Consider the following 23,358-nt stretch of genomic DNA (forward strand, 5'->3'; position numbering starts at 1 on the left):
TAATCGCCTTATGAATTCAGAAAAAGTTGAGTTACTTAATGAAACCTTATTAGAGCTCGAACGCAGTAAAGAGCGTGAACAACGTTTAGCAGAAGAAAATCACGTCATTTTAGCGACGTTATCGGCACTAAGTAATGCCGACAACAAGTACCAAATTTTTGAAGAATTAAAAAAGTCGTTAAGTCGTTATATTGAATTTGATAACTTTGTCGTGATCTCTAAAAGTAAAAGTTGCTCGTCTTTTTTTACCTTTCTTACGTCTAACTCGGATTTTGAAGGTAAACAGTGGCGTCATACTAAAAAGTTTCAACGTGTTCTGGATGGTGAAGGCATCATTCTTTTTGAGCCCGAAGAGCAAGAAGAATTTCGCTATTTAAGTGTTGAGCTGCAACAACAGCTAAAATCGGTATTAATGACGGGGATTCGTGCAGAAGCGAGCGATTCTGTATTGTTGCTAACAGGAACTCGAAAAGGGCAGTTCAGTATTGACACGAAGGCGACGTTATTACGATTTCGACCTTTGCTCGAACGTGCCATCAGTGATATCGAGTATAAAGAAGAGTTGCAGCAGTTAGTTAATATCAAAACACGAGAATTATCGATCGCCCAACAGCAAGCAGAACAAGCCAATGAGTCTAAATCTCAATTTTTGGCCATGATGAGTCATGAACTACGCACACCATTGAATGCAGTGTTGGGTTTGATAGATGTTCTCCGGCAGAAAAGTAACGTTGAGCAATGTACGTTGCTTGAACAGATGGAAAATTCGGCAGAACTGTTGTTAATTATTATTAATGACATACTGGACTTAAGTCGGATTGAATTCGGACACTTTAAGTTACAGTGTAACTGGATAAATCTAGACAAACACCTGCGTCATTCCTTGTCATATCACGAGCAGCTTGCCACAGAAAAACATATTCAGTTTGATATTGAACAATCTGTCGATGCTATATCAAGTTATTGGCTTGATCCAACCCGACTAACACAGATTATTTATAACGTTGTCGGCAATGCAATCAAGTTTACCTCTGAAGGTAAAGTATCGATTCAATTAACCACGCATAATCAAGAAACCTTGGAGATTGTCGTTAAAGACACTGGTATTGGTATTGAACAATCGCGATTAGAACAATTATTCAATCCATTTATTCAAGCGGATAATTCGATTACACGCAATTACGGTGGCACAGGTTTAGGACTTACTATAACCAAGTACTTAGTGGATATGATGGACGGCGACATCGCCATCGACAGTCACCTTGGTCAAGGGACGTGTTTTACGATTCGTATTCCATTACAGTCACAGAAACCATCGATAGAGGCGGTTTTTGATAATCTAACGATGGGTCAAATACCGAATGCCAGCGCGAATCATTCCATAGAGTCACTTGTTTCTGATATTGCTGAAAACAAGAAACAACCGCATCACATTTTAGTGGTCGAAGATACGAAAACCAACCAGATGGTGATTAAGCTACTGTTGACACGTTTAGGGTATCAGGTTTCTTTAGCGAATAATGGATTAGAAGCCGTCGACTTATTATCAAGTGATCATGATTACGATTTAGTATTTATGGATTTATCGATGCCAGTCATGGATGGTATGGAAGCCACACGTTTGATTCGTGAAAAACACATTTTAATTCCAATCATTGCATTGACCGCGCATGCGATGAGCCAAGAAAAAGACGGTTGTATGCATGTTGGTATGAATGACTTTGTGATGAAACCAATACGTACTCAAGATCTCACAACGATACTTAATCAATATTTACATTAAGCTCGGTGCTTAGTTTTCCTAATAACCATATTTTTAATCGAAGATGATAAATATGGTTATTAGGTATTTTATGGTAAATAGTTATGTTTAATAGACATGGGGATTAAATACCATAATAGGGAATAATCATCATGAGGATGTCGTCCAAATCAACATTATTTAACATAATATACATAATGCGAACTAAAGATAATATAGACAGGTTAAGAGATTTAGGTTGATTTGCGCTGTTATTGATTACTAGCTTTGGTGTCTATACTGACACGTACTCGTTAGCTCAAACTTATTACTTACTATGAATTTAAACTAAAATTTTTTGGTACCTATAATGACCCTTACTAAAGAAATCGTATGCATCCGTATCTTCCAGGATTCGTTCTTTAGCTAATGAACGAAAACTTAATATGGTTGAGTCCTAAAAAATATTCGATTGGTTTTGTCTATCAGTTACCACGACTCTATGTCAGTCTTCTGAACTGTAGTTTTCAGTTGCAGTTATTATTACGCGATTAGTGAATTTTTATCTACTCAACGGTGTGCTTGTCGCGCCACTATTTTCGTTGCTGGTTCAGTGCTAGTCGTTAGTTAAGTAGCCTAATATGATAGTAAAAATATAAGTGACAGCGTCACGTAGATATTACTTCTATCTGGTCAGTTACCACTCATTCGTTTCTTTCGATTATGACAGCATTTTTGAAGTATAAAGCGACGATGAGTATTGAGATTGACGGACGACTTTTCTATAGGCAAAAAGAAACCCGCATTAAGCGGGTAAAAAGGAGTTATCCAACAAAAGTCATCCCAAGTAAACTTACTCTTTTAGTGTAGTTACTCTATTTTCTTTTGCTAATCGATATACCGAGTTTTTTATATCAACATGAAGTATTGTGATCTACCTCTTTTTTATGTGCAAAATGCGTCCGAGTTTAGTTCAGCACTTAGCTCGATATGTCAGTTACCTAACGATAAACACTTAACCGCTAAGTAATCAGAGAAATCCGCCATAAAATACTGTTTATTTATACAGTATTTTATATGAAAAGGAAAAATGGAGACGTTATTGAGCACTATCATCAGATTTTAATCAAAAACGCTCAATAACTAGCATGCAAGCGATTCAATGATAGCTGTATGCATATACAGTTTATTTTTATTTATCGGATCCCTACTTCATCTTTGAACGGTATACAGTACACGAGTGATATCGGTGATGAATACGCCCAAACGTTATCTCTTTATCTAACTCGGTCTCTACTTGCTGAATATTCCAGGTAAGTTGTGTCACTCGCAGTGATAGCCGAGCGCATTTATTGTCATGTATTTGAATGTTTATCTAGTGCGTAGCGCGTCATAATACTCTCTTATGTCATGTTTGTGTGGGACTACTCAGATAGAACTATACAGATGATATCGCTGTTATTATTGGCGAAGCGATAAGTGATTTATGGTAAAACTAGATGAGTGGATGTACTAGAATATGGTTATATATCGATATCGTGTAGCACTTATATATATGCATATTAAAATATTTAGTTATAATGCACTAGGGTGTATGGGACTATTACAAAATAAGCACACAGACTGTTTTCAAGTGCTTAAGCTCTTTTTTTACCTTTGGATTTAAAACCTTGATGAGGAAAAACATTACGAATATGTTGTTGAACATTTTTAGGGATATTCTTTGAAAAAACCAACTTCATACCAGTACGCAGTTGGTATACTTTTAAACTGCCATTAAGGTGATCATGTTCAGCAATGTGCTTAAGCTCACGCTGAAAAGACGGTGGACAATGGCCTTTTTCCGTTTTTATATGCCCGTTTTTAAACGTCATTTTGAGTACAGGTCTATCAGCAACTAACCAAATAACCACGACTAAGCCAACAATAACTAGATACCACATAGGTTCACCTCGTTAATCTGATGATAATAGCTTATTTAAATCTTGTTTTAAGCTTGATACGGTACGACTGGCCTTTTCACTACGCGATGCTTCACTTAATAGGTATTCAATAGCATCAGATAACGTGCAGCCTAATTCTGTGGCGCGCTCAGACAGTTTTTCCCAAACTCGATAATCGAGATCAATCGATTTCTTACGGGTATGGACCTGCTCTGCGTTAAAATGTCGCTTACGCTTTGCACGAATGGCTTGCTTTAATTTATTCTCAAAATCTGGCGCCATGTGGTTATCTATCCACTCTAATACCAGCGTTGGATCACTTTCTAACGAGCGTAATTGGTGAATCGCTAAATCTATTTCACTGGTATCGACATAACGCGTAATGCGCTCGCCAGCCTTCCATTTATTGACAAGGTACTGCCATTTCCAACCACATTCTAAGTTTTCAAGCTGCTGATATTTCATGGTTCACAAATCCGTATCCGTTTAGAGTGACAGCGTAACCCATACGATGCTCACATTCAATTTTAAAGAGTAGAAATTCGATCATAGTCATTCGCGATCTCTATGCTATTCGCCAGCGTTATTTTTCTATATAATCTAGCCCCTTTTTCATTAGTATTTTCAATGCGGAACAGTACATTTCAATGACTCAAGATATTTGGCGTTCAGTAACGCCTCAATATGATGAATATGAAGCGCAGTTTGCTCAATATTCTTCTATACCAGAAAAAACACTGCTCGAGGTACAACCTCGCTTAGCAGCAACGCTTTCTCAGTTCATCGAAATGGAAGGCTTCACCCGCCTACTATTGATTAATGCCCCCGATAATTCGATATATCGACAGCATATCGAACAGTCATTACAACATAGTCTGCAAGGTCGTTGTCCGGTTCTTCGTACAGAGACATTAAACATGGCCGATATATTCGGTCAAATTAAGGCTAACCATGGTGCGGTGACTCAACATATCCCTGGGTTGCTTGAACAAGCCGATGGTGGTTATCTAATCGTATCAGCGAATTTGTTATTGGCGAACCCTAAATACTGGCCAGCGTTGAAAGCGGCCATATTGGGCGAAGAATCTTCACCTATAAATTGTGATCCAGAGTCGCCCATTTTGCAATTGCCACGTCGTCGTTTCGATATCCGTGTCATTGTATTAGGTGATCGCACTCAGCTTGGTGATGTGGATTATTTAGATGCAGATATTCACGCTGGCTTATGCTTATTTAGTGAATTAGAACCAGACATTAAGTTAAATGCTGAAACTTTGTTAGATTACCTTGGCTTTTTAAAATGGTTGTGTCGTCTCTATGACCTGCCTACTTTAACAACAGAGGCCATTCATACGTTAATGAAAGCAGGTGCTCGCTATACTGAAGATCAGAATTACGCCCCGCTGTGTCTATTATGGCATCGTTCTATACTTGCCGAATGTAAAGGTTACACTCAAGGTAAAACCATTGAAGCGCTTGATGTAGAAGCCGTTATACGACAACGTTATGACCGTGCTTCTTACTTACCTCAGCGAGCCATGGATGACATTCTTGATGGCCAAGTGATTATTGAAACCGATGGTAAGCAAATTGGCCAAGTGAACGCCTTAACCGTCGTAGACGTGGCTGGGCATCCACTGTCTTATGGTGAGCCGGCACGTATATCTTGCGTCGTTCACTTTGGTGATGGTGATATTTCAGATGTAGAAAGAAAAGTTGAGCTTGGTGGCAGTTTGCATGCCAAAGGCATGATGATCATGCAAGCATTTGTAAGTAGCGCACTTGATTTAGATGTCCCCTTGCCTTTTTCTGCTTCAGTTGTATTTGAGCAGTCTTATAGTGAAGTCGACGGTGACAGCGCTTCCCTCGCTGAGTTATGTGCATGGGTGAGCGCTCTTTCTGGGCTTCCTATCGATCAACAAAAAGCCGTGACGGGTGCTGTTGACCAATTCGGTCGTGTACAAGCCGTTGGTGGTCTCAACGAAAAGATTGAAGGTTTTTATCGTGTGTGTGAACATCAGGGATTCACGGGTCACCAAGGGGTGATTATGCCGGCAAGTAACTTGAAACATCTTGCGCTGCACCCGACAGTAGTAGAAAGTATTAAACAAGGTCAGTTTTCAATATGGCCAGTAGAAACCGTCGATGATGTTATGCCTATCTTGTTGGCAACCCCTTTTCGCGGAAAACAAGAAAAAGACAATGTACTGCGCCGTATTGCAGATCGTATTGATAATTTTGACAAAGACGATACGCCCGACACTTGGTTTGAACGGATTAAAAACAAGCTGTTTTAAACTGATCGGAGTTGTTTGGCGTACAGGTGTTCACTAACATGCACCTATCAAAAATTGGAGTAATTGATAATGCAGAATAAACGAGATTCATACAACCGTGACGACTTACTCGCTTCTAGCCGTGGTGAGCTATTCGGCCCTGGATACCCACAACTACCAGCGCCAAACATGTTGATGATGGATCGTGTCGCTAAAATGTCTGAAACTGAAGGCGATTATGGCAAAGGTCTAATTGTTGCCGAACTGGATATTACTCCAGATCTTTGGTTCTTTGACTGTCACTTCCCGGGTGATCCTGTGATGCCTGGTTGTCTAGGTTTGGATGCGATGTGGCAACTGGTTGGTTTTTTCCTTGGCTGGGTCGGCGGCAAAGGGAAAGGCCGTGCGCTTGGTGTTGGTGAAGTTAAGTTTACAGGCCAAATCCTACCAACAGCGAAAAAAGTCACTTATGAAATTCACATGAAACGCGTTGTGAATCGTCGACTAGTAATGGGCCTAGCCGATGGCCGTGTTTTAGTCGATGGTAAAGAGATTTACGCAGCAAAAGATTTAAAAGTTGGCTTGTTTACAGACACGTCTGCATTCTAGTTGATTGTTTAAGTGATAAAACGGTGCTTAATGCACCGTTTTTATTGGCTATATACATTTAGTTATAGTGCGTTAAAATGGCTGATATTAATTGCCCAGAATAGAAAAAGCCCCTGTGATAAGGGGCTTAAACTTCCTGTGAAGGAATAACGATAGTAAGTCTGTTATGTCGATTCCACTCTATTACTTAAAGAGACCCATGTTTTTATCTTCTCGAGCATCACGCCAACCACCCAACCAATAGGAACGGGCATCGAGTTGTTGCGAGTAAGGACACATCTCTTGAGAACGACCATTAATCCCTGCTTTATAGCCTTGAGATTGTGCTCTTTCTAGGCGATCACGCTTTTGTCTCTTCATACTTGGAGCCCTCTTACAGTATTTCGTGTTACAAAATAATTACCGCTATGCGTCACTTTCGTGACCACGTATTTAGAATTGCTCAAAACACGGATGGATACAAGACGAAAAAAAAGGCATGACGTCATTTTGTGACTTCATGCCCTTATTGACAAAAATTTTATTTCTTACGACGGAACCCGAATAATGCGAGTAAAGTCAAAGCTCCCCAGCCAATACTACCGCCGCCTCCACTGCGAGAGACGCTCTGTGTGTCCTCTGGGCGAGTTTTAATATCACTAGACGTTGCACCAGAAATTGGGAGCAATTTCACAGCTACAACTTGCTCGGTGCCATCACAGCGTGAGTTATACGCCGTGGTTTGATAGCCACCAGTACATTTCAATGCTGTAGCCGCAATCACACCGGCATCGTTAATATCCGCAGCATCAATAATACGATATTGGTTATTGCTGTTAGAGAATTGACCACCGTTGGTTAAGTTATCTAGCCACCAACCTTTACCATTAAATAGGTTGCGACGTGCAGCATTGGTGCCATTACCATTATACGGATAAATGAACGCACGTTTACGACGAACTTTACCATCAATCTCGGCGTTATTCTCAGTATCAATCTGTCCAACTATTTCATTGTAATTATTGATCGCTTCCGCTTTGCCACCGGCGCCACTAAAGAAGATGCCACCGGATAAGAATTGTTCAGAGCCGGAATTATCCACATTCGGCATGACAAAGAGACGTTGTACCGCAGCGCGATTTTCCGGTTTATTACCAAAACGCTTGGCTTCACCAATCGCGACTTTGTTGGTATTGATATCCGTTAAACGGCTGTTACTGTACACATCATCGTCGTTGATATCGTTGCCAGTCACCATTTTCGTCGACCAATCCGATGCACTAGTCCACGAGTTTTTATCAGCCGTGAATACGGCGGCACGCATATAGAAATTCTTGTCATCATCTACCGTGGTATAACCTACACCGTAAATTTTGCCATCAATCACTTCAAAGCTGCGCATACTCGCTTGAGCAAGTTGATCATGCTCGTTGCCATCCGCTTCAACGCCGGATCCCCAGTTTAATTGAACTTGCTGAGAACCGTCAGTAGACCATAATGCGGCTTTGCTTTTCGCAAAACTCCCATTACGAACGGTATCGGTAGTGCCGATACTGCCCGATACAAACGTACCATCCGTATCAAACGCACGTACCTGATCGCCCGTTGGGTCGTTAAAATCGCTATTACTGTATGCGCCCTGCACACCACCAGCACGCGTAATTGCAGCGGGGCCAAATTCTTGCTGTACGCCAACCGCATTACCATTTTCATCCAAATGATTAATCACAGTATTATGCGAGTCATCACCGACTTGGGTCTGTTCAATGAAGCTACGTGCATTCACTGAGCCTAAGTTCCACGCCTGCCAACGAGTCGACGCCCAAGATTCACAGGTGGCGTACCGCAATTGGCTGTCACAGTAATCTTCAAAATCGTCTTGTGTATCGACATACTCAAACGCGTTATCAATACCAAACGGGGCTTCTTGATTGTAACCCACACCATCAACCGCTTGTCCGCCATTCGGTTTTTTCGCTCGCGTTTCTAATGCCATTGGAAAATCTGCGGTATCACAGCTTGTGGCGCTTGCAGAAAAACAGCCTTCATCACTGTTTGAACCATCTGTGCCTTGCGTAATAGCAACGCCGTAGGCACTTTCATAACCATTGACTGATGGCGTACTCTCTACCACTTGGTAGAGAGCTGCGGATGCGTGCGTGGAGGCCAAAAGGATCGCTACCGATACGCACGTTCTTTTAAATGTTTTGTGTTCCATAAATTTAATGTCTTAACTGTCCTGTTGAATTGCTTCCAGCTCTTCCCAGCGTTCAAAAGCAACGTCAAGCTCCTGCTCTTTGGCAGCCAACTTGTCTAAAATGGGTTGAGTCTCTTCTACAGATTTTGCGAAAAACTCAGGAGTATTGACTTCTTCCTGAAGCGTATTGAGTTCAGACTCTAGTCGTTCCAGAGTTTGGGGTAGATCTTCCAATTCGCGCTGCAGTTTATAAGATAATTTCTTCGCTTTCGGCTTCGGCTCTGCTGTTTTGCGAGGTTCCTCAACCTGTTTAACATTTTCCTGACGTTCAGGTTCCTGATGACGCGTTTCTTTCACTTGCTTACGCTGTTGCTGCGCATCATGGTACCCACCGACAAACTCTTCAATCTGACCATTACCTTCAAAAATCCAACTAGTAGTCACGGTATTATCGACAAATTCACGATCGTGACTGACCAGCAGTAATGTGCCTTGATAATTGGCAAGTAAATCTTCTAAAAGTTCCAATGTTTCGATATCTAAATCGTTGGTTGGCTCATCAAGAATCAATAAATTGTTTGAACGTAGGAAGATACGAGCTAATAACAAACGGTTTTTTTCACCGCCAGACAAAGCTTTAACTGGAGTACGCGCACGTTTAGGGGCAAATAAGAAATCTTGTAGATAACTTAAGGCATGACGCTGACGTCCGCCGACCATCACTTCTTGCTTACCATCAGCAAGGTTATCAATGACCGATTTCTCTGGATCAAGAATCTCACGATATTGGTCAAAGTAAGCGACATCTAATTTCGTACCACACCGCACGAAACCACTATCCGGAGCTAATTTTTCGAGCAATAGTTTCAGTAAGGTACTCTTACCACACCCATTTGGACCAATAAGAGCGATGCGATCACCACGCTGAATAGTAAACGAGAAATCATCGATTAGCGTCTTAGTCTCGATTGCATAACTTAGGTGTTCCGCTTCAAACACAATTTTACCAGAACGGGTTCCGTCATCGATTTGTAGGTTTACTTTACCCTGCACTTCACGACGTTGATTACGCTCTTCACGTAGCTGTTTAAGGGCTCTTACACGGCCTTCATTACGAGTACGACGGGCTTTAATGCCTTGGCGAATCCAAACTTCTTCTTGGGCCAGCTTTTTGTCAAATTCAGCATTTTGCATTTCTTCAACGCGCAGCGCTTCTTCTTTGGCAACCAAGTAGTTTTCATAATCCCCAGGGAATGACGCTAATTTACCGCGATCCAAATCGACAATGCGTGTCGCCATGGATTTAATAAACGTACGGTCATGGGAAATAAAAATAATAGAACCACGGAAATCTTTTAGAAATCCTTCCAGCCATTCAATGGTACCCACATCTAAGTGGTTAGTTGGCTCATCAAGGAGTAACACATCAGGATCACACACCAAAGCGCGAGCTAAAGCCGCTTTGCGCTGCCAACCACCGGATAGTTCCGTTAGCAGAGTTTGACCTTCCAGCTTCAAAGAGGACAAAACGTTGTTAATGCGTTCTTCAAAACGCCAACCACCGCTATGATCCAATTGCTCTTGAACTGCAGATAATTTATTAAAGTTTTTCTCTGATGGATCTTCTGCAATGATATCGAGCAAATGATTATAGGTTTTCAGTTGTTCGCCGACTTCTTGAAGGCCACCACTGACGTAGTCATAGACCGACCCTGCTTGATCACGAGGTGGATCTTGTTCCAAACGAGAGACAACCACGTCTTGCGTTATCTGCATCTTGCCGTCGTCGAGAATGATATTACCGGCTAAGATTTTCATTAGCGTCGATTTACCTGCGCCATTACGCCCAACTAAACAGACACGTTCATTTTCTTGCAGTGCGAAATCTGCACCGTCGAGTAATGGATGGTCGCCAAATGCCAGTAATCCATTATTGATAGTAATCAATGCCATTGTATTTTATTTAACCATTGGAGTTATTTGTTGAAAATGAAAGGTCCACCAGCGGTGCCGCTCTGATAGGAGCATGAAGAAAAGTGACATGGTAACAGAAAACCAACCACACCAACGCAACACTGGGTAACCTTATTATGAAACCTGTGAACAGGTAATATTGCTTAAAAGCAAACAACAACCTGTTGGTATAACAAGACGCCGCTTAAATGAGAAGCGGCGTCTTACGTATTATGGCTTATGCCGATTGATGCGTGACAATCCAACAATTGTGAATGTTTTTATTTCGCGCAAAATCGAGCGGTAACGTCTGCGAGGAAATGTTCTGCGCATGCAAGCCCAATGCTTCCAACCCTTCATTATCCATTTTGAATTGGCGCTTGTTATTCGAGAATACAATGACACCATCGGGACGGAGAAGACGTTTTAGTTGAGCTAATACATCAATATGATCACGCTGCACATCAAAGGTTCCTGACATGCGTTTTGAGTTAGAGAACGTCGGCGGATCGATAAAGATAAGATCATATTGACCTTGTGCACTTTCCAGCCACTGTAGACAATCGGCCTGCTCGTATTGATGCTGACGTCCTACTTGACCATTTAAAGTCATATTCTCTTGTGCCCATGCCAAATACGTTTTTGACATATCAACGGTGGTTGTTGAACGCGCACCGCCACAAGCTGCATGCACAGTTGCCGATCCTGTGTAAGCAAACAGATTAAGGAAGTCTTTACCGACTGCCATTTCCCCTAACTTACGACGAGTAAGTTTATGATCTAAGAACAGTCCAGTATCTAAATAATCATACAAGTTCACCGCCAGCTTCACGCCATACTCGTGAACAATCATTGTATGGGATTCTTGGCTTAACTTTTGATATTGCGACGTGCCTTTTTGCTTTTCACGCACTTTCATCACAACGTTATTCGCGTCCATGTTAAGCACTTGAATCGCAGCACGAATGATATCAGTCAGCCGACGCTTTGCTTTTTCTTCCGGAATATCTTTAGGTGCAGCGTACTCTTGAATCACTAAGTGATCCAAATACACGTCAATCGCTACGTTGTATTCCGGCAAATCAGCATCGTACACACGGTAACAGTCCAAACCTTCACGTTTTGCCCATTTACCAATTTTTGCCACATTCTTCTTGAGACGGTTAGCAAAGTCGGGCGCGACCAAACTTTCTTGCTGCTGACCACGACTGTCTTCATTAACACGGCCAGTGATACCATAATTTTTTAAGCTACACTGTAACGCACCATTATTCATTTTAAATTGCTTGTCAGCACGCATGCGCAAACAACTTAGTAACTCATCTGAACTCGAAAATATAGAGGCTGTACAGCCGCCAAATTCAGATTTGAGCTGCGCACCGAATGCCGTGTACAAAGCAATCAGACCAGGATGAGAACCTAAGCGCTCTCCATATGGAGGGTTACATACAACAACACCGTTATCAAATTGTGCTGGGCGCTGTACGGTAGCCGCATCACTCACTGCAAAATCAATCAAATGCTCAACACCAGCGCGGCGGGCGTTATCACGAGCGACTTGGAGCACACGTTCATCATTGTCACGACCAAAGAATTGAGCGTCAACTTTTTTGACTCCCCGACGTGCCTGAACATTCGCTTCTGCTTTTATCTCAGCCCAGACCTCAGGTTCAAAATCTTCTAATGATTCAAAACACCACTTTTGGCGTTTGACTCCTGGCGCCATATTGGCAGCAATCATCGCAGCCTCTATCAATAACGTCCCTGAACCACACATCGGATCTAATAAAGGTTTATCAGCGGTCCAGCCACTACGCATAATGATGGCAGCCGCTAGAGTTTCACGCAGTGGTGCGCGACCCGACTCCGGACGGTAACCTCGGATATGCAAGCCAGGTCCGACCATATCAATACCGAGTAACGCATTATCTTTGTGCAAACGAACGTGGATACGAACATCAGCATTGTCTTTATCAATCGATGGACGCGGCAAATTCTTCTTGGTAAAGCAATCAACCACCCCATCCTTGACTTTCATTGCACCGTATTGGCTATTGCGGATTTCGCGATTGGTACCGTTGAAATCGACAACAAAACGCTTCGAACTGTGAAAGTGATTTACCCAGTTCACTGCCGAAGTGGCAAGATACAAATCCATATCATCTTGACAGGTGAACTCAGACACAATGCGTACAAAACGAGAAGCGATACGGCTCCACAAGCAGCAACGATAAATTTGTTCGTTAGTTGCTTTAAATTTCACGCCGGCTTGTACCGGTTTTGCATTGGTAATGCCTAATTGTGTTAGCTCTTCAACTAACAAGTTCTCAAGTCCGTTAGACGTAACCGCCAGATACTGATTCATAGTGCTCTTCGAATGGTAAAAATGGTCTGTGATTATAACCGACATTAAAGGCCATGCCTAAATCTAATCCATCTTTTTCATCAAATCCGCTCGTAATCGCTTAACCCGTCACCAGTCTATTCGTCTATGTCTCGCGGCGAAGATTAAGTTACCCAAACTAATAGTGACTAAATATTCACATCAAAATTGGTATATACCAGATAGTATTTAGCGTTAAAAAATAATGACATAAAACGATAAAAGCGGAATATTTAGGTCACAACTGAGGCGGTAGTTGTATGAATTTTGTCACTTATTAACGAGGCTGTATGAATAATTTTGCACAATTCTCACACAACTGTGTGCATTATTACATCGTAATACAGTCAATAGAGTGCGGTTTCAGTCATTAGAGAGGAAAATCTAACGTAGGAGGTTCAATAAGCCGATAAAAAAAATCGGCATTAAGCCGATCGAAGGAAGAGGTAAGCGTGAAATTGAGGCGGTATCGAAATCAGTTTGATGAAGGCTATCCCACTAAAGCAATAGTGTCGGTCGTCAATATGTGGTTGGCACAGGCCATACGGTCATGCATTACTTTTATCACTTGACCAAACGCTAAAGACTTTGACCCATTAAGACTAAAGTCTTCTAAATCCACGAGCGCACAAAGACTGGCATTATTGCCGACATCGAGGACAATAAAGTGACCTTCATTGATGTCGTTCACTAAACTAACAATATCGCCCATTTCAGGCTCACAGCCCTGCCCTTGGTGTGAAAAGAACCAGCTCTTAGGCTGTACCGGCTTATGGAAACGCTTCGCTGCCACGCAATACAGAGCCAGCTCCGCTTTACGAGGTTCACTGAGCGGTAAGTATGCAATGTGTTCTTTAAAGGTTTGGTAATCTGACGCATCATCAACAGAAAATGACGATGGGTGGAATGCACATTCAACAAGTACCTTACGACTAAGGTTGGTACGGAATAACATATTATCGTCCAGTTCCATCATCAAATGACCTTCATCATCTGAGTAGTACCAATTCCATTTATCACTGGGTTTAAGCATTGTTTCCTCTCGATACGCTCATCATTTTTGGATTTTAGGTAAACGCTTAATTACCTTTGCCAATGAATAGAGGTAATTCTATTAGTGAGGCAATAAAAAAAAAGAGGAAATGAACGCGTCATTTCCTCATAAAGTCACCTTGTCACTTATGATAATTCTGTGCTAAAGATGCTGTGTGTTATTTTGTCGGCTTACCGTTACAAGTGCGTCACGATATCTTTGACCAATTTTGGTCCTTTATAAATAAACCCACTATAGACTTGAATTAATTTAGCCCCGGCAAGCAGTTTTTCTTTCGCTGAGACATAATCATCAATCCCCCCTACGCCAATGATAGGCACTTCTTCACCTAATTCTTGATAAAGACGCTTAACTACTTGAGTACTCCGTGATGTTAACGGCCGTCCACTGAGTCCACCCGTTTCACGTCCATGTTTCAGTCCTTCCACAGAACTACGATCTAGGGTTGTATTGGTTGCAATCACGCCATCGATACTATTATCAATCAATGACTGACAAATCTGTGTGATTTCATCATCACTTAAATCCGGCGCAATTTTTAAGGCAAGTGGTACGTATTTATCATATTCTTCCGCTAACTCGGCTTGCTTTACTTTTAATGCTGATAATAATTCATTCAGCATGTCACCATATTGCAAAGTCCGCAGTCCAGGAGTATTCGGAGAACTAATATTTACGGCAATATAACCAGCATGTGGGTACACTTTTTCCATGCAAATAAGGTAGTCATTGACCCCTTCTTCAATAGGTGTGTCTTTATTTTTCCCAATATTAATACCGATAACACCATCAAAATTTGCTTGTTTGACGTTATCTACCAATGCCTCAACGCCCGCATTATTAAAGCCCATACGGTTGATGATGCCTTCTGCTGGTAAAACGCGGAATAAACGCGGTTTATCATTACCCGATTGAGGACGCGGAGTCACAGTGCCAACTTCAACAAAACCAAAGCCCATCGCGCCAAATGCATCGATACACTCACCGTTCTTATCCAGACCTGCGGCCAAGCCAACTGGATTTTTGAAGGTTAATCCCATGCATTCAACTGGGCGTAGAGGAAGTTGCTGACGGTAACACAACTCAAAAGGCGTACCGGTGAAACGTTTGAAGTTCTGAATGGCAAGATCATGTGCCTTTTCAGCATCCAATTGAAAAAAGCCTGTTCTGGCTAAGCGGTAAAGCATTGTGCCTCCGAAAGAAAAAAGCCCCGAGTAAACGGGGCGTTATTATTGACGACTCTGGCAAACAATTCAAATATTATTGCACAGACTGACAATTTAAGTTGAGTAACATCAATTCTCGTAACGCTACAGAGAATTTAGCGAACTCATGCACCGTTCCGACTTTGAACTCATTAAGAATATTTTCCCAGCGATTTAACGCCACTTGATTAGCATCAATCCAGCGGTCAATGGCCACACTCATTTCTTGATTACAATCACAAGAAAGGACTTGAGCGGTTAGTTGACGTTGCTGCCAATCGAGATCTTCGCGAAATGCGGCTCGCGCAAGTGCTTGCCAGTTATTATCCACTGCTTGCTGATTGATTTGTTTTAAGAACCAATGCAAAGATAAACGGTCGCCGAGGCTAAAGTAAACACGTGCTGTTTTTTCCACACTTTGCTGCTGATCTTTCGCTACACTCGCAATATCAAGTGCACTATACAAGCTTGATAGTCGAGAAACATAGGCCGCCGTTTCTTTATCAATGCCTTGTTCTACCCAGTGCTCTGCTTGTTTGTTATGCTCATTAATCTCATCACTAACGAGTACATTATCCAACTGTTCAATAATCGTTGTGACATCGGCTTGATAACGGTCAATGAGCTCTTGAACGGATACATTCACCAGACGGTTGCGTAAAATCCAACGAGTGAGGCGTCGTAAGGTACGGCGTACGACTTTGATAACATCATATTGTGACTGTGCTGTTGCCACATTATCTAAGCGACGAATTTGCTCAAATACCCACGGCAGGCCAAAAATTTCACGAGTCGCTGCGTACGCATTGGCAATATCGATTGTCTCCGCGCCCGTTTCGTCATGCAAACGAGCGACAAAGTTACTCCCCATCTCGTTGACCATCTGATTGGCAAGCGCCGTTGCAATGATCTCTTTACGTAATGGATGCTGCGGCATGGTTTGCGCATAGTGACGGCGTAACTCTGTCGGGAAATATTTTGCCAGTAACTGAGCATGATAACTATCGCTGGCAATGTCTTCGCATGCCAACTGCTCTTTGAGTAACATCTTACTGTATGCCACCAATACCGCTATTTCAGGACGAGTGAGACCAACTCCCTTCTTCTCACGACTGAGCAAGGTTTCATCGTCAGGGATGTATTCTAGTGCGCGATCCAAATAACCCGTTTTCTCTAATGAATGGATAAAGCGTATTTGCTCTTTCACGACATTCACGCCTTGATAATCTGAAACAGAAATGGATTCAGATTGGCAGTAAGCATCTTCTAAAACAATCTCGCCCACTTCCTCTTCCATTTTCTCTAGTACTTGATTGCGTTGTTTTACCGTTAAATCACCACTGGCCACCAGCGTATTCAAGAATATCTTGATATTTACTTCATTATCGGAGCAATCCACACCACCCACGTTATCAACGAAGTCGGTATTGACACGGCCACCATTCAGAGCGTATTCAATACGTCCTTTCTGGGTCATACCTAAATTACCGCCTTCACCGACAACACGAGCTTGCAGTTGATTACCATCAATTCTTAGCCCATCATTGGCGCGATCGCCGACATCAGTATGCGTTTCCGTTGATGCTTTTACATAGGTACCGATTCCACCGTTCCATAAAAGATCCACTTTCATGCTTAAGATCATGCGGATCAATTCATTTGGCGGCAGCGCAGCTTTCTTCGTCCCGAGCATCGCTTGAATCTCAGCGCTCAATGGAATCGATTTGGCTTTACGCGAGAAAATGCCACCACCTTTGGAAATGAGCGACTTATCATAATCTTCCCAGCTAGAGCGAGGTAAAGCGAACAAACGATCACGCTCAGCCCAGCTTGTCGCGGCGTCAGGGGTAGGATCGATAAAGATGTGCATATGGTTAAAGGCGGCTTGTAGACGAATATGCTTCGACAATAGCATACCATTACCAAACACATCGCCTGCCATATCACCGACACCAATCGCCGTGAAGTCTGTGGTTTGACAATCAATCCCCATTTCACGGAAATGGCGTTTTACCGATTCCCATGCGCCTTTTGCCGTAATCCCCATGGCTTTATGGTCATAACCATTCGAGCCACCAGAGGCAAACGCATCCCCCAGCCAAAACTGATAATCACTTGATACCGAATTCGCTAAATCTGAGAAAGTTGCCGTTCCTTTATCGGCCGCAACTACCAAGTACGGGTCATCATCATCATGGCGAACCACTTGTGGTGGAGCAATCAACTGACCTTCAATGATATTATCAGTCACATCCAATAACGCATGAATGAAGCGTTGATAACAGCGTTGACCTTCAGCAAAGATTTCATCACGGTTCGATAGCATTGGCTGTTTCTTGCAGACAAATCCGCCTTTCGCCCCAACCGGTACAATAACTGTGTTTTTAACTTGCTGAGCTTTCACCAAGCCTAAAATCTCGGTACGGAAATCCTCTTGGCGATCCGACCAGCGCAAACCACCACGAGCCACTTTACCACCGCGTAAATGAACCCCTTCCATATCAGGCGCATAGACAAAAATTTCATACGCTGGCACAGGCGCAGGGATATCCGGGATCTCTCTTGGACTCATTTTTAATGCCAACCATGGTTTGGGTTGCTGTTGTTCATCTAACTGGTAATAGTTAGTCCGCAGCGTGGCCATGATCATATCCATATAGCGACGAATAATACGATCATCATCCAAAACATCGACGTTTTCTAACTGCTCAGTGATCGATTCAATTAAGCCTTTCTGTCCTTTTTCCGCTCCTTTTAGTGCGGGATCAAAACGGCAAACAAACAGATCAACCAACGCCCGAGCGAGATCTGGATAATGGTGTAAAGTGTCTTCAATATACTGTTGGCTGAATGGGAAACCCACTTGGCGCATGTATCGTGCATAGGCTCGCAGTATCGACACTTCACGCCCAGTAAGGCCGGAGCTTAATACCAAACGGTTAAACCCATCACTTTCTAGCTCGCCATGCCATACCTGTGCAAAGGCGTGCTGAAAACGATCTCTTGCTTCACGAAGATCCACAACCTTGTCGCTTTTATGCAACATGGAAAACTCAAGGATCCAATACGTCTGCATATTGGTTTTCACTACTTCATAAGGTGACTCACCAATCACACGTAAACCTAGATTTTCCAGCATCGGCATCACATCAGATAGATGAATCGGCTCAGCGCGATGATAGAGTTTTAAACGTACCGCTTTCGAATTGGTTTGCTCTTCCTGAGGACGATAAAACAACATACCTAAACGATGGGTTTCATTAAGCGCTTCCATTCTTTCAATATCGGCAACCGCAGACCCAGGCATCATGTCTTCTTTATAAGAACGAGGGAACGCACGCATGTATTCTTTTGATAAAGGCAGTCCTTTACTCTCCCCGAAGTTTGCAATGATCGCCTCTGATAGACGATCGTCCCAGCTGGTGGATGCTTCCATTAAATTCCGCTCTATCTTGTTTACATTTACTTCCATACTATTATCGTCAACTCGGACAATATAATGCGTTCGCGCCAATGGGCTTTCGGAAAAATACGTCGTAAATTCAACGTCTTGATCACAACCAAAGTATTGTTTAAAGATCCGTTGTGTTTGGCGACGTAACTCAGTGTTATAGCGCTCTTTGGACACATACACCATGCAACTAAAGAAACGGCCGAATGGGTCACGCCGTACAAACAAACGCAGCATGTCACGGTCTTGCATCTGTACCACACCGGTCCCGACTTCCAATAGCTCTTCTTCCGATGATTGCAGGAGCTCATCACGTGGATAATTTTCTAAAATATTATGCAGTGCTTTATAGGCATAAGAGCTTTGTCGATAAGTACTTGCCGCTAAAATACGCTGAACTTTTTCGTTAATTAAAGGAATGTTTTCGACACTCTGGTTATACACAGCTGAGGTGTATAACCCAGTAAAGCGATGCTCACCAATCACTTTGCCATTTTTGTCGAACTTTTTGATACCGATATAATCGGTATAAGCTGGACGATGGATACGCGACTGCTTATTCCCTTTCGTCACAATTAATAAATAGGGTTTTTTGGCTTCTAAACGCGCGGGGTCAGGAAACTCGGAAAGCTTAATGGAACGAATATGCGTGGTATCGGAAAAGAGTCCGAGACCTTTGTCAGAAGTCGGCTCAAGGATACTCTCACCATCATTTTCAATGAGATCAAATTCTTTGTATCCCATAAAGGTAAAATTATGGTCTCCTAACCAACGCAAAAATGCGATCGTCTCTTCATAACGATCCTCTTCGATCGGGATCTGCTGGCGCTCTTTTTCCAGTTGCTCAATCACATTACTTAGACGACTCACCATTGGTTGCCAATCTTGAACAACTAAAGCGGTGTCATGCAAAATCGACAGCAACTCGTTTTTCAGTTCTGCCATCTCTTCTTTCGTATTTAGACGATCCACTTCGATATGAAACAATGAATGCCATTCACCTTTGCCTTGATTAATAGACGTGACACTGTAATCTTTTTTACGAGCAATTTGTGTCGGCCCATTCAGCATGAGATGCGAGGTTAAATCGAGTCGGCTCAAGGTCATTTTGACGGAATCGACAAGAAATGGAGAATCAGGCACAACAACTTCAATAATCGTGTGAGTAGATTGCCAGCCTTGGCGACTGATCGTTGGGTTAAATACCCTAACAGACAAGCTATCTGAAGGTTTTTCGTTAATATGATGCCAGAGACTAACAATTGCACCATAGAGGTCCGATTCATTACGAGCGACTAAATCATCTTGAGAAATATTACTGAAGAGATGTTGAGCCAATTGTGTAACAAGTGGCTGTTGAGCTAGCTCTAATCGGTCTTGAATTAATTGATAAACTTTTTCAAGTAGAACTGGCATGAGAGTATCGCGCGTGGGCATAAGCAACTCCAAGATTACATAATAGTTAGTATAAATACCATGTAATGATAGACCTAAGACGAGTCTTACGCTTTGACCTAATTCGCCTTATTGTAAGTAACTTATTTAATTAATGTTAATTATGTTAACTCCCACACAGTCTTACCAAACGTAACACTGCATTTCGTGTAAATAATCGGCATTAAATACTTTCAAGCTTATGAAATTTGTTATTTTCGTCGGTTGTTAAACGAAAACGCCCTTTCACTCCCAGTTGGCTTAGGTAAGTGCGAAAACGTGAGGCAGGAAGCTGTAAACGTAGCCCTTGATCGGTCATGACTACCACATTGGCAGCAACCCCAGAGTAATGAGCCACAAATTCTTGATAAGAGATGTTAAGAGAAAAATAATAATATTTCATTATCGGTACTTTTAAAATCAAGAGAAAAAGTGGCACCATCACAGTGCCACTTCCCTTTATTTCACAATAGTTCAATCATTAAGCAGACAATAATACACAACTACTTAAGAAGATCACTTATTGCTCCAATGCTTTCGTCAGTTTTTCATAGAGATCAGATGACAAGTTATCCAGTGCAACTAATTTTTCTAGTTCTGCTTTTAACATCGTTTGACGCTGTTTATCGTAACGTGGGAACTGCATTAACGCATCGACCATTCCTGCGGCAAGCTGTGGATTAGAACTATTCAATTCACGAATAATTTCGCCTGCGAATTGGTAGCCCTCACCTGTTGTCGTATGAAAGTTAACTGGGTTTGCACGGAAAAATGCGCCAATTAAACTACGCGTTCGGTTGGGGTTTTTCAAACTGAATGCTGGGTGTGAGCTCATGGTTTGACGAATCACATCAAGCGCATCACTAGCAGGGTTTGTCCCTTGGATCGCGAACCATTTATCCATAACCAACCCATCATGACTCCATTTATCACTGTAGTCTTTCATGAGTGACTCGCGGCATGGCAATTGCGCACGGTTGGCCGCATTCATCGCCGCCATGGTATCCGTCATATTATTCGCGTCATGATATTGTGCTTCCACGAGCTGATTACCCGCTTCGGTAAAGGCTAAATAACCCAGGCATACGTTGCGTAGCGAACGCTGTCCAATCGCTGCATGATCAATCGTATACGTCGTTTGTTTAAGCGTATGATAAGTCGCGCTAAGTTCGTCGACTAACTCTGCTGCTAACGTCGTTTTAATTTCATGCAATACTTGCGTTATCGCATCCACATCAATGGTATCAAACCAACCTGACACTTCGTTATAGCTTGGCAGTGTTAATACCTCAGCAATAAACGCAGCTTCTAGGCTATCGTTCAGTAATACACCACGGAAGGCATCAATGATGTGTTCTGGTAATTCAATGTCTTTACCTGCTTGTACACGCTCAACATTGTGGCGAATATATTTGGCTAATAACATTTGACCAGCATCCCAACGAGCAAATTCATTGGTTGCGTGTACCATTAGAAAAGTGAGTTCTTCATCGCTATAGTCATAGACCAATTTAACTGGCGCAGAAAATTCACGTAACAACGATGGAATCGGACATTCGGTAACGTTTTCAAACACGAACGTTTGTGAGTCCTGTGTTACGTTTAACACGTTATCTACTTTTTCACCGTTACGCTGTAACTCAATCACTCGGCCATCTGAAGCATATAGCTCAACGTCGAATGGAATATGCAGTGCTTGTTTGTCTTTTTGATCATGCGTTGCAGGAGTATGTTGAGCAACCGTCAATGCATACGTTTGTGCAGACGCATCATAGTTACTACTTACCGTTAATATTGGTGTACCCGACTGGCTGTACCATAAACGGAATTGGGCTAAATCGATACCAGATGCATCTTCCATCGCACAGACAAAGTCTTCACACGTTGCGGCCGTGCCATCATGACGTTCAAAGTACAGTGTCATCCCTTTTTGGAAGTTGGTTTCTCCCAATAAAGTATGCATCATGCGAATAACTTCACTGCCCTTTTCGTACACAGTCACCGTGTAGAAATTGTTCATTTCTATTACTTTATCAGGACGAATAGGATGAGACATTGGGCCAGAATCTTGCTGGAATTGAGCACCACGAATCACACCGACATTGTTAATGCGGTTAACGGCTCGGGAACCAAGATCCGATGAAAACTCTTGATCGCGGAATACGGTCAACCCTTCTTTTAGACTTAATTGGAACCAATCACGGCAAGTTACACGGTTACCCGTCCAGTTATGGAAATACTCATGTCCGATAACCGCTTCAATACCAAGATAATCACTATCTGTAGCGGATTGATCGTCCGCTAACACATATTTAGAGTTAAAGACATTTAAGCCTTTATTCTCCATAGCGCCCATGTTGAAGAAGTCCACCGCGACAATCATATAAATATCTAAGTCGTACTCTAAACCAAAGCGCTCTTCATCCCACTTCATTGAATTAATCAGCGAGGTCATCGCATGCTTAGAGCGCTCGTGGTTACCTTTGTCGACAAAAATCTCTAAAGTCACATCACGTCCCGATTTCGTCGTATACTGATCACGACGAACATCAAAATCACCGGCGACTAATGCAAACAGATAACTTGGCTTTGGATGTGGGTCTTGCCACTTAACCCAATGACGACCATTATCCGTCACACCGTCTTCAATACGGTTACCGTTACTTAATAAATAAGGATAGGCGTTTTTATCAGCAATGACTGTGGTGGTGAATTTCGCGAGGACATCAGGACGATCAAGATAATACGTTATACGACGAAAGCCTTCTGCTTCACATTGTGTGCAGAATGCACCGCCCGATTTATATAAGCCTTCTAGTGCCGTATTAGCTTCCGGATTAACTAAGGTAATAATGGTTAATTCACAGTGAACCGGCAAATCGCGGATTTCCAATTGATCTTGTGATTGTTCATACGCATCCCAATCAGCTCCATCGACTTTAATTGCTTCCAGTGTTAATCCATCACCATGTAAACACAACGTGTTGCTATCAGCTAATTGCTTAACGTAAGACACTGCAGTCACCGTGGTTGCAGTATCATGCAAATCAAATGTTAACTCGATATCCGTAATCGTATGAGACGGCTGAGTGTAATCGTTTCTGTACTTTGCTTGAGGAGTTTGAGCCATTGC

14 protein-coding genes are annotated in these 23,358 nt (G+C 42.4%); 3 read left to right on the top strand and 11 right to left on the bottom strand.

Annotation, left to right across the window (positions count from 1 at the left end; translation table 11 throughout):
• Positions 1-10 precede the first annotated feature (10 nt).
• Positions 11-1,783 (top strand): ATP-binding protein, encoded by a 1,773-nt coding sequence (locus OCU30_RS06330; RefSeq protein ID WP_077313018.1) that lies wholly within the window; start codon positions 11-13, stop codon positions 1,781-1,783.
• Positions 1,784-3,378: 1,595 nt separating this feature from the next.
• On the opposite strand, the gene OCU30_RS06335 is transcribed toward OCU30_RS06330, so the two are convergent.
• Both OCU30_RS06335 and matP read right to left on the bottom strand, forming a co-directional pair.
• On the bottom strand, positions 3,379-3,684 hold the full coding sequence (locus OCU30_RS06335) for a DUF3634 family protein (protein WP_077313016.1): 306 nt from the start codon (positions 3,682-3,684) through the stop codon (positions 3,379-3,381).
• A 12-nt stretch (positions 3,685-3,696) separates the two neighbouring features.
• Positions 3,697-4,149, bottom strand: a complete 453-nt coding sequence (gene matP, locus OCU30_RS06340; protein ID WP_077313014.1) for a macrodomain Ter protein MatP — start codon at positions 4,147-4,149, stop codon at positions 3,697-3,699.
• A 182-nt stretch (positions 4,150-4,331) separates the two neighbouring features.
• On the opposite strand from matP, the gene OCU30_RS06345 reads away from it, so the two are divergent.
• Positions 4,332-5,981: a S16 family serine protease gene (locus OCU30_RS06345; protein ID WP_077313012.1), complete on the top strand. Its 1,650-nt coding sequence runs from the start codon at positions 4,332-4,334 to the stop codon at positions 5,979-5,981.
• Between the two features lie 69 nt (positions 5,982-6,050).
• Positions 6,051-6,569 carry a bifunctional 3-hydroxydecanoyl-ACP dehydratase/trans-2-decenoyl-ACP isomerase gene (gene fabA, locus OCU30_RS06350; RefSeq protein WP_077313010.1) on the top strand — a complete coding sequence of 173 codons (519 nt, stop codon included), beginning with the start codon at positions 6,051-6,053 and terminating at the stop codon, positions 6,567-6,569.
• A gap of 183 nt (positions 6,570-6,752) precedes the next feature.
• Here the strand turns inward: fabA and rmf are convergent, their stop codons facing one another.
• From rmf to pepN, 9 genes are all read right to left on the bottom strand, one after another.
• Positions 6,753-6,929 (bottom strand): ribosome modulation factor, encoded by a 177-nt coding sequence (gene rmf / locus OCU30_RS06355; protein WP_077313008.1) that lies wholly within the window; start codon positions 6,927-6,929, stop codon positions 6,753-6,755.
• Positions 6,930-7,089: 160 nt separating this feature from the next.
• Positions 7,090-8,766: a DUF3466 family protein gene (locus tag OCU30_RS06360; protein ID WP_095532885.1), complete on the bottom strand. Its 1,677-nt coding sequence runs from the start codon at positions 8,764-8,766 to the stop codon at positions 7,090-7,092.
• A gap of 12 nt (positions 8,767-8,778) precedes the next feature.
• Entirely contained in the window at positions 8,779-10,698 is a 1,920-nt protein-coding gene (locus OCU30_RS06365) for an ABC transporter ATP-binding protein (RefSeq protein WP_077313005.1), read from the bottom strand.
• Between the two features lie 238 nt (positions 10,699-10,936).
• On the bottom strand, positions 10,937-13,063 hold the full coding sequence (rlmKL, locus tag OCU30_RS06370) for a bifunctional 23S rRNA (guanine(2069)-N(7))-methyltransferase RlmK/23S rRNA (guanine(2445)-N(2))-methyltransferase RlmL (protein ID WP_077313003.1): 2,127 nt from the start codon (positions 13,061-13,063) through the stop codon (positions 10,937-10,939).
• A gap of 508 nt (positions 13,064-13,571) precedes the next feature.
• Positions 13,572-14,114 (bottom strand): cell division protein ZapC, encoded by a 543-nt coding sequence (locus OCU30_RS06375; protein ID WP_077313001.1) that lies wholly within the window; start codon positions 14,112-14,114, stop codon positions 13,572-13,574.
• Between the two features lie 197 nt (positions 14,115-14,311).
• Positions 14,312-15,322, bottom strand: a complete 1,011-nt coding sequence (gene pyrD, locus OCU30_RS06380; protein WP_077312999.1) for a quinone-dependent dihydroorotate dehydrogenase — start codon at positions 15,320-15,322, stop codon at positions 14,312-14,314.
• A gap of 73 nt (positions 15,323-15,395) precedes the next feature.
• On the bottom strand, positions 15,396-20,228 hold the full coding sequence (locus OCU30_RS06385) for an NAD-glutamate dehydrogenase (RefSeq protein WP_077312997.1): 4,833 nt from the start codon (positions 20,226-20,228) through the stop codon (positions 15,396-15,398).
• A 181-nt stretch (positions 20,229-20,409) separates the two neighbouring features.
• Positions 20,410-20,628 (bottom strand): DUF2835 domain-containing protein, encoded by a 219-nt coding sequence (locus OCU30_RS06390; protein WP_077313664.1) that lies wholly within the window; start codon positions 20,626-20,628, stop codon positions 20,410-20,412.
• A 117-nt stretch (positions 20,629-20,745) separates the two neighbouring features.
• Complete coding sequence (gene pepN, locus OCU30_RS06395; protein WP_077312995.1) at positions 20,746-23,355, bottom strand: aminopeptidase N; 2,610 nt, start codon at positions 23,353-23,355, stop codon at positions 20,746-20,748.
• Positions 23,356-23,358: the final 3 nt, after the last annotated feature.

The sequence above is a fragment of the Vibrio palustris genome (assembly GCF_024346995.1).
Lineage (GTDB): Bacteria > Pseudomonadota > Gammaproteobacteria > Enterobacterales > Vibrionaceae > Vibrio > Vibrio palustris.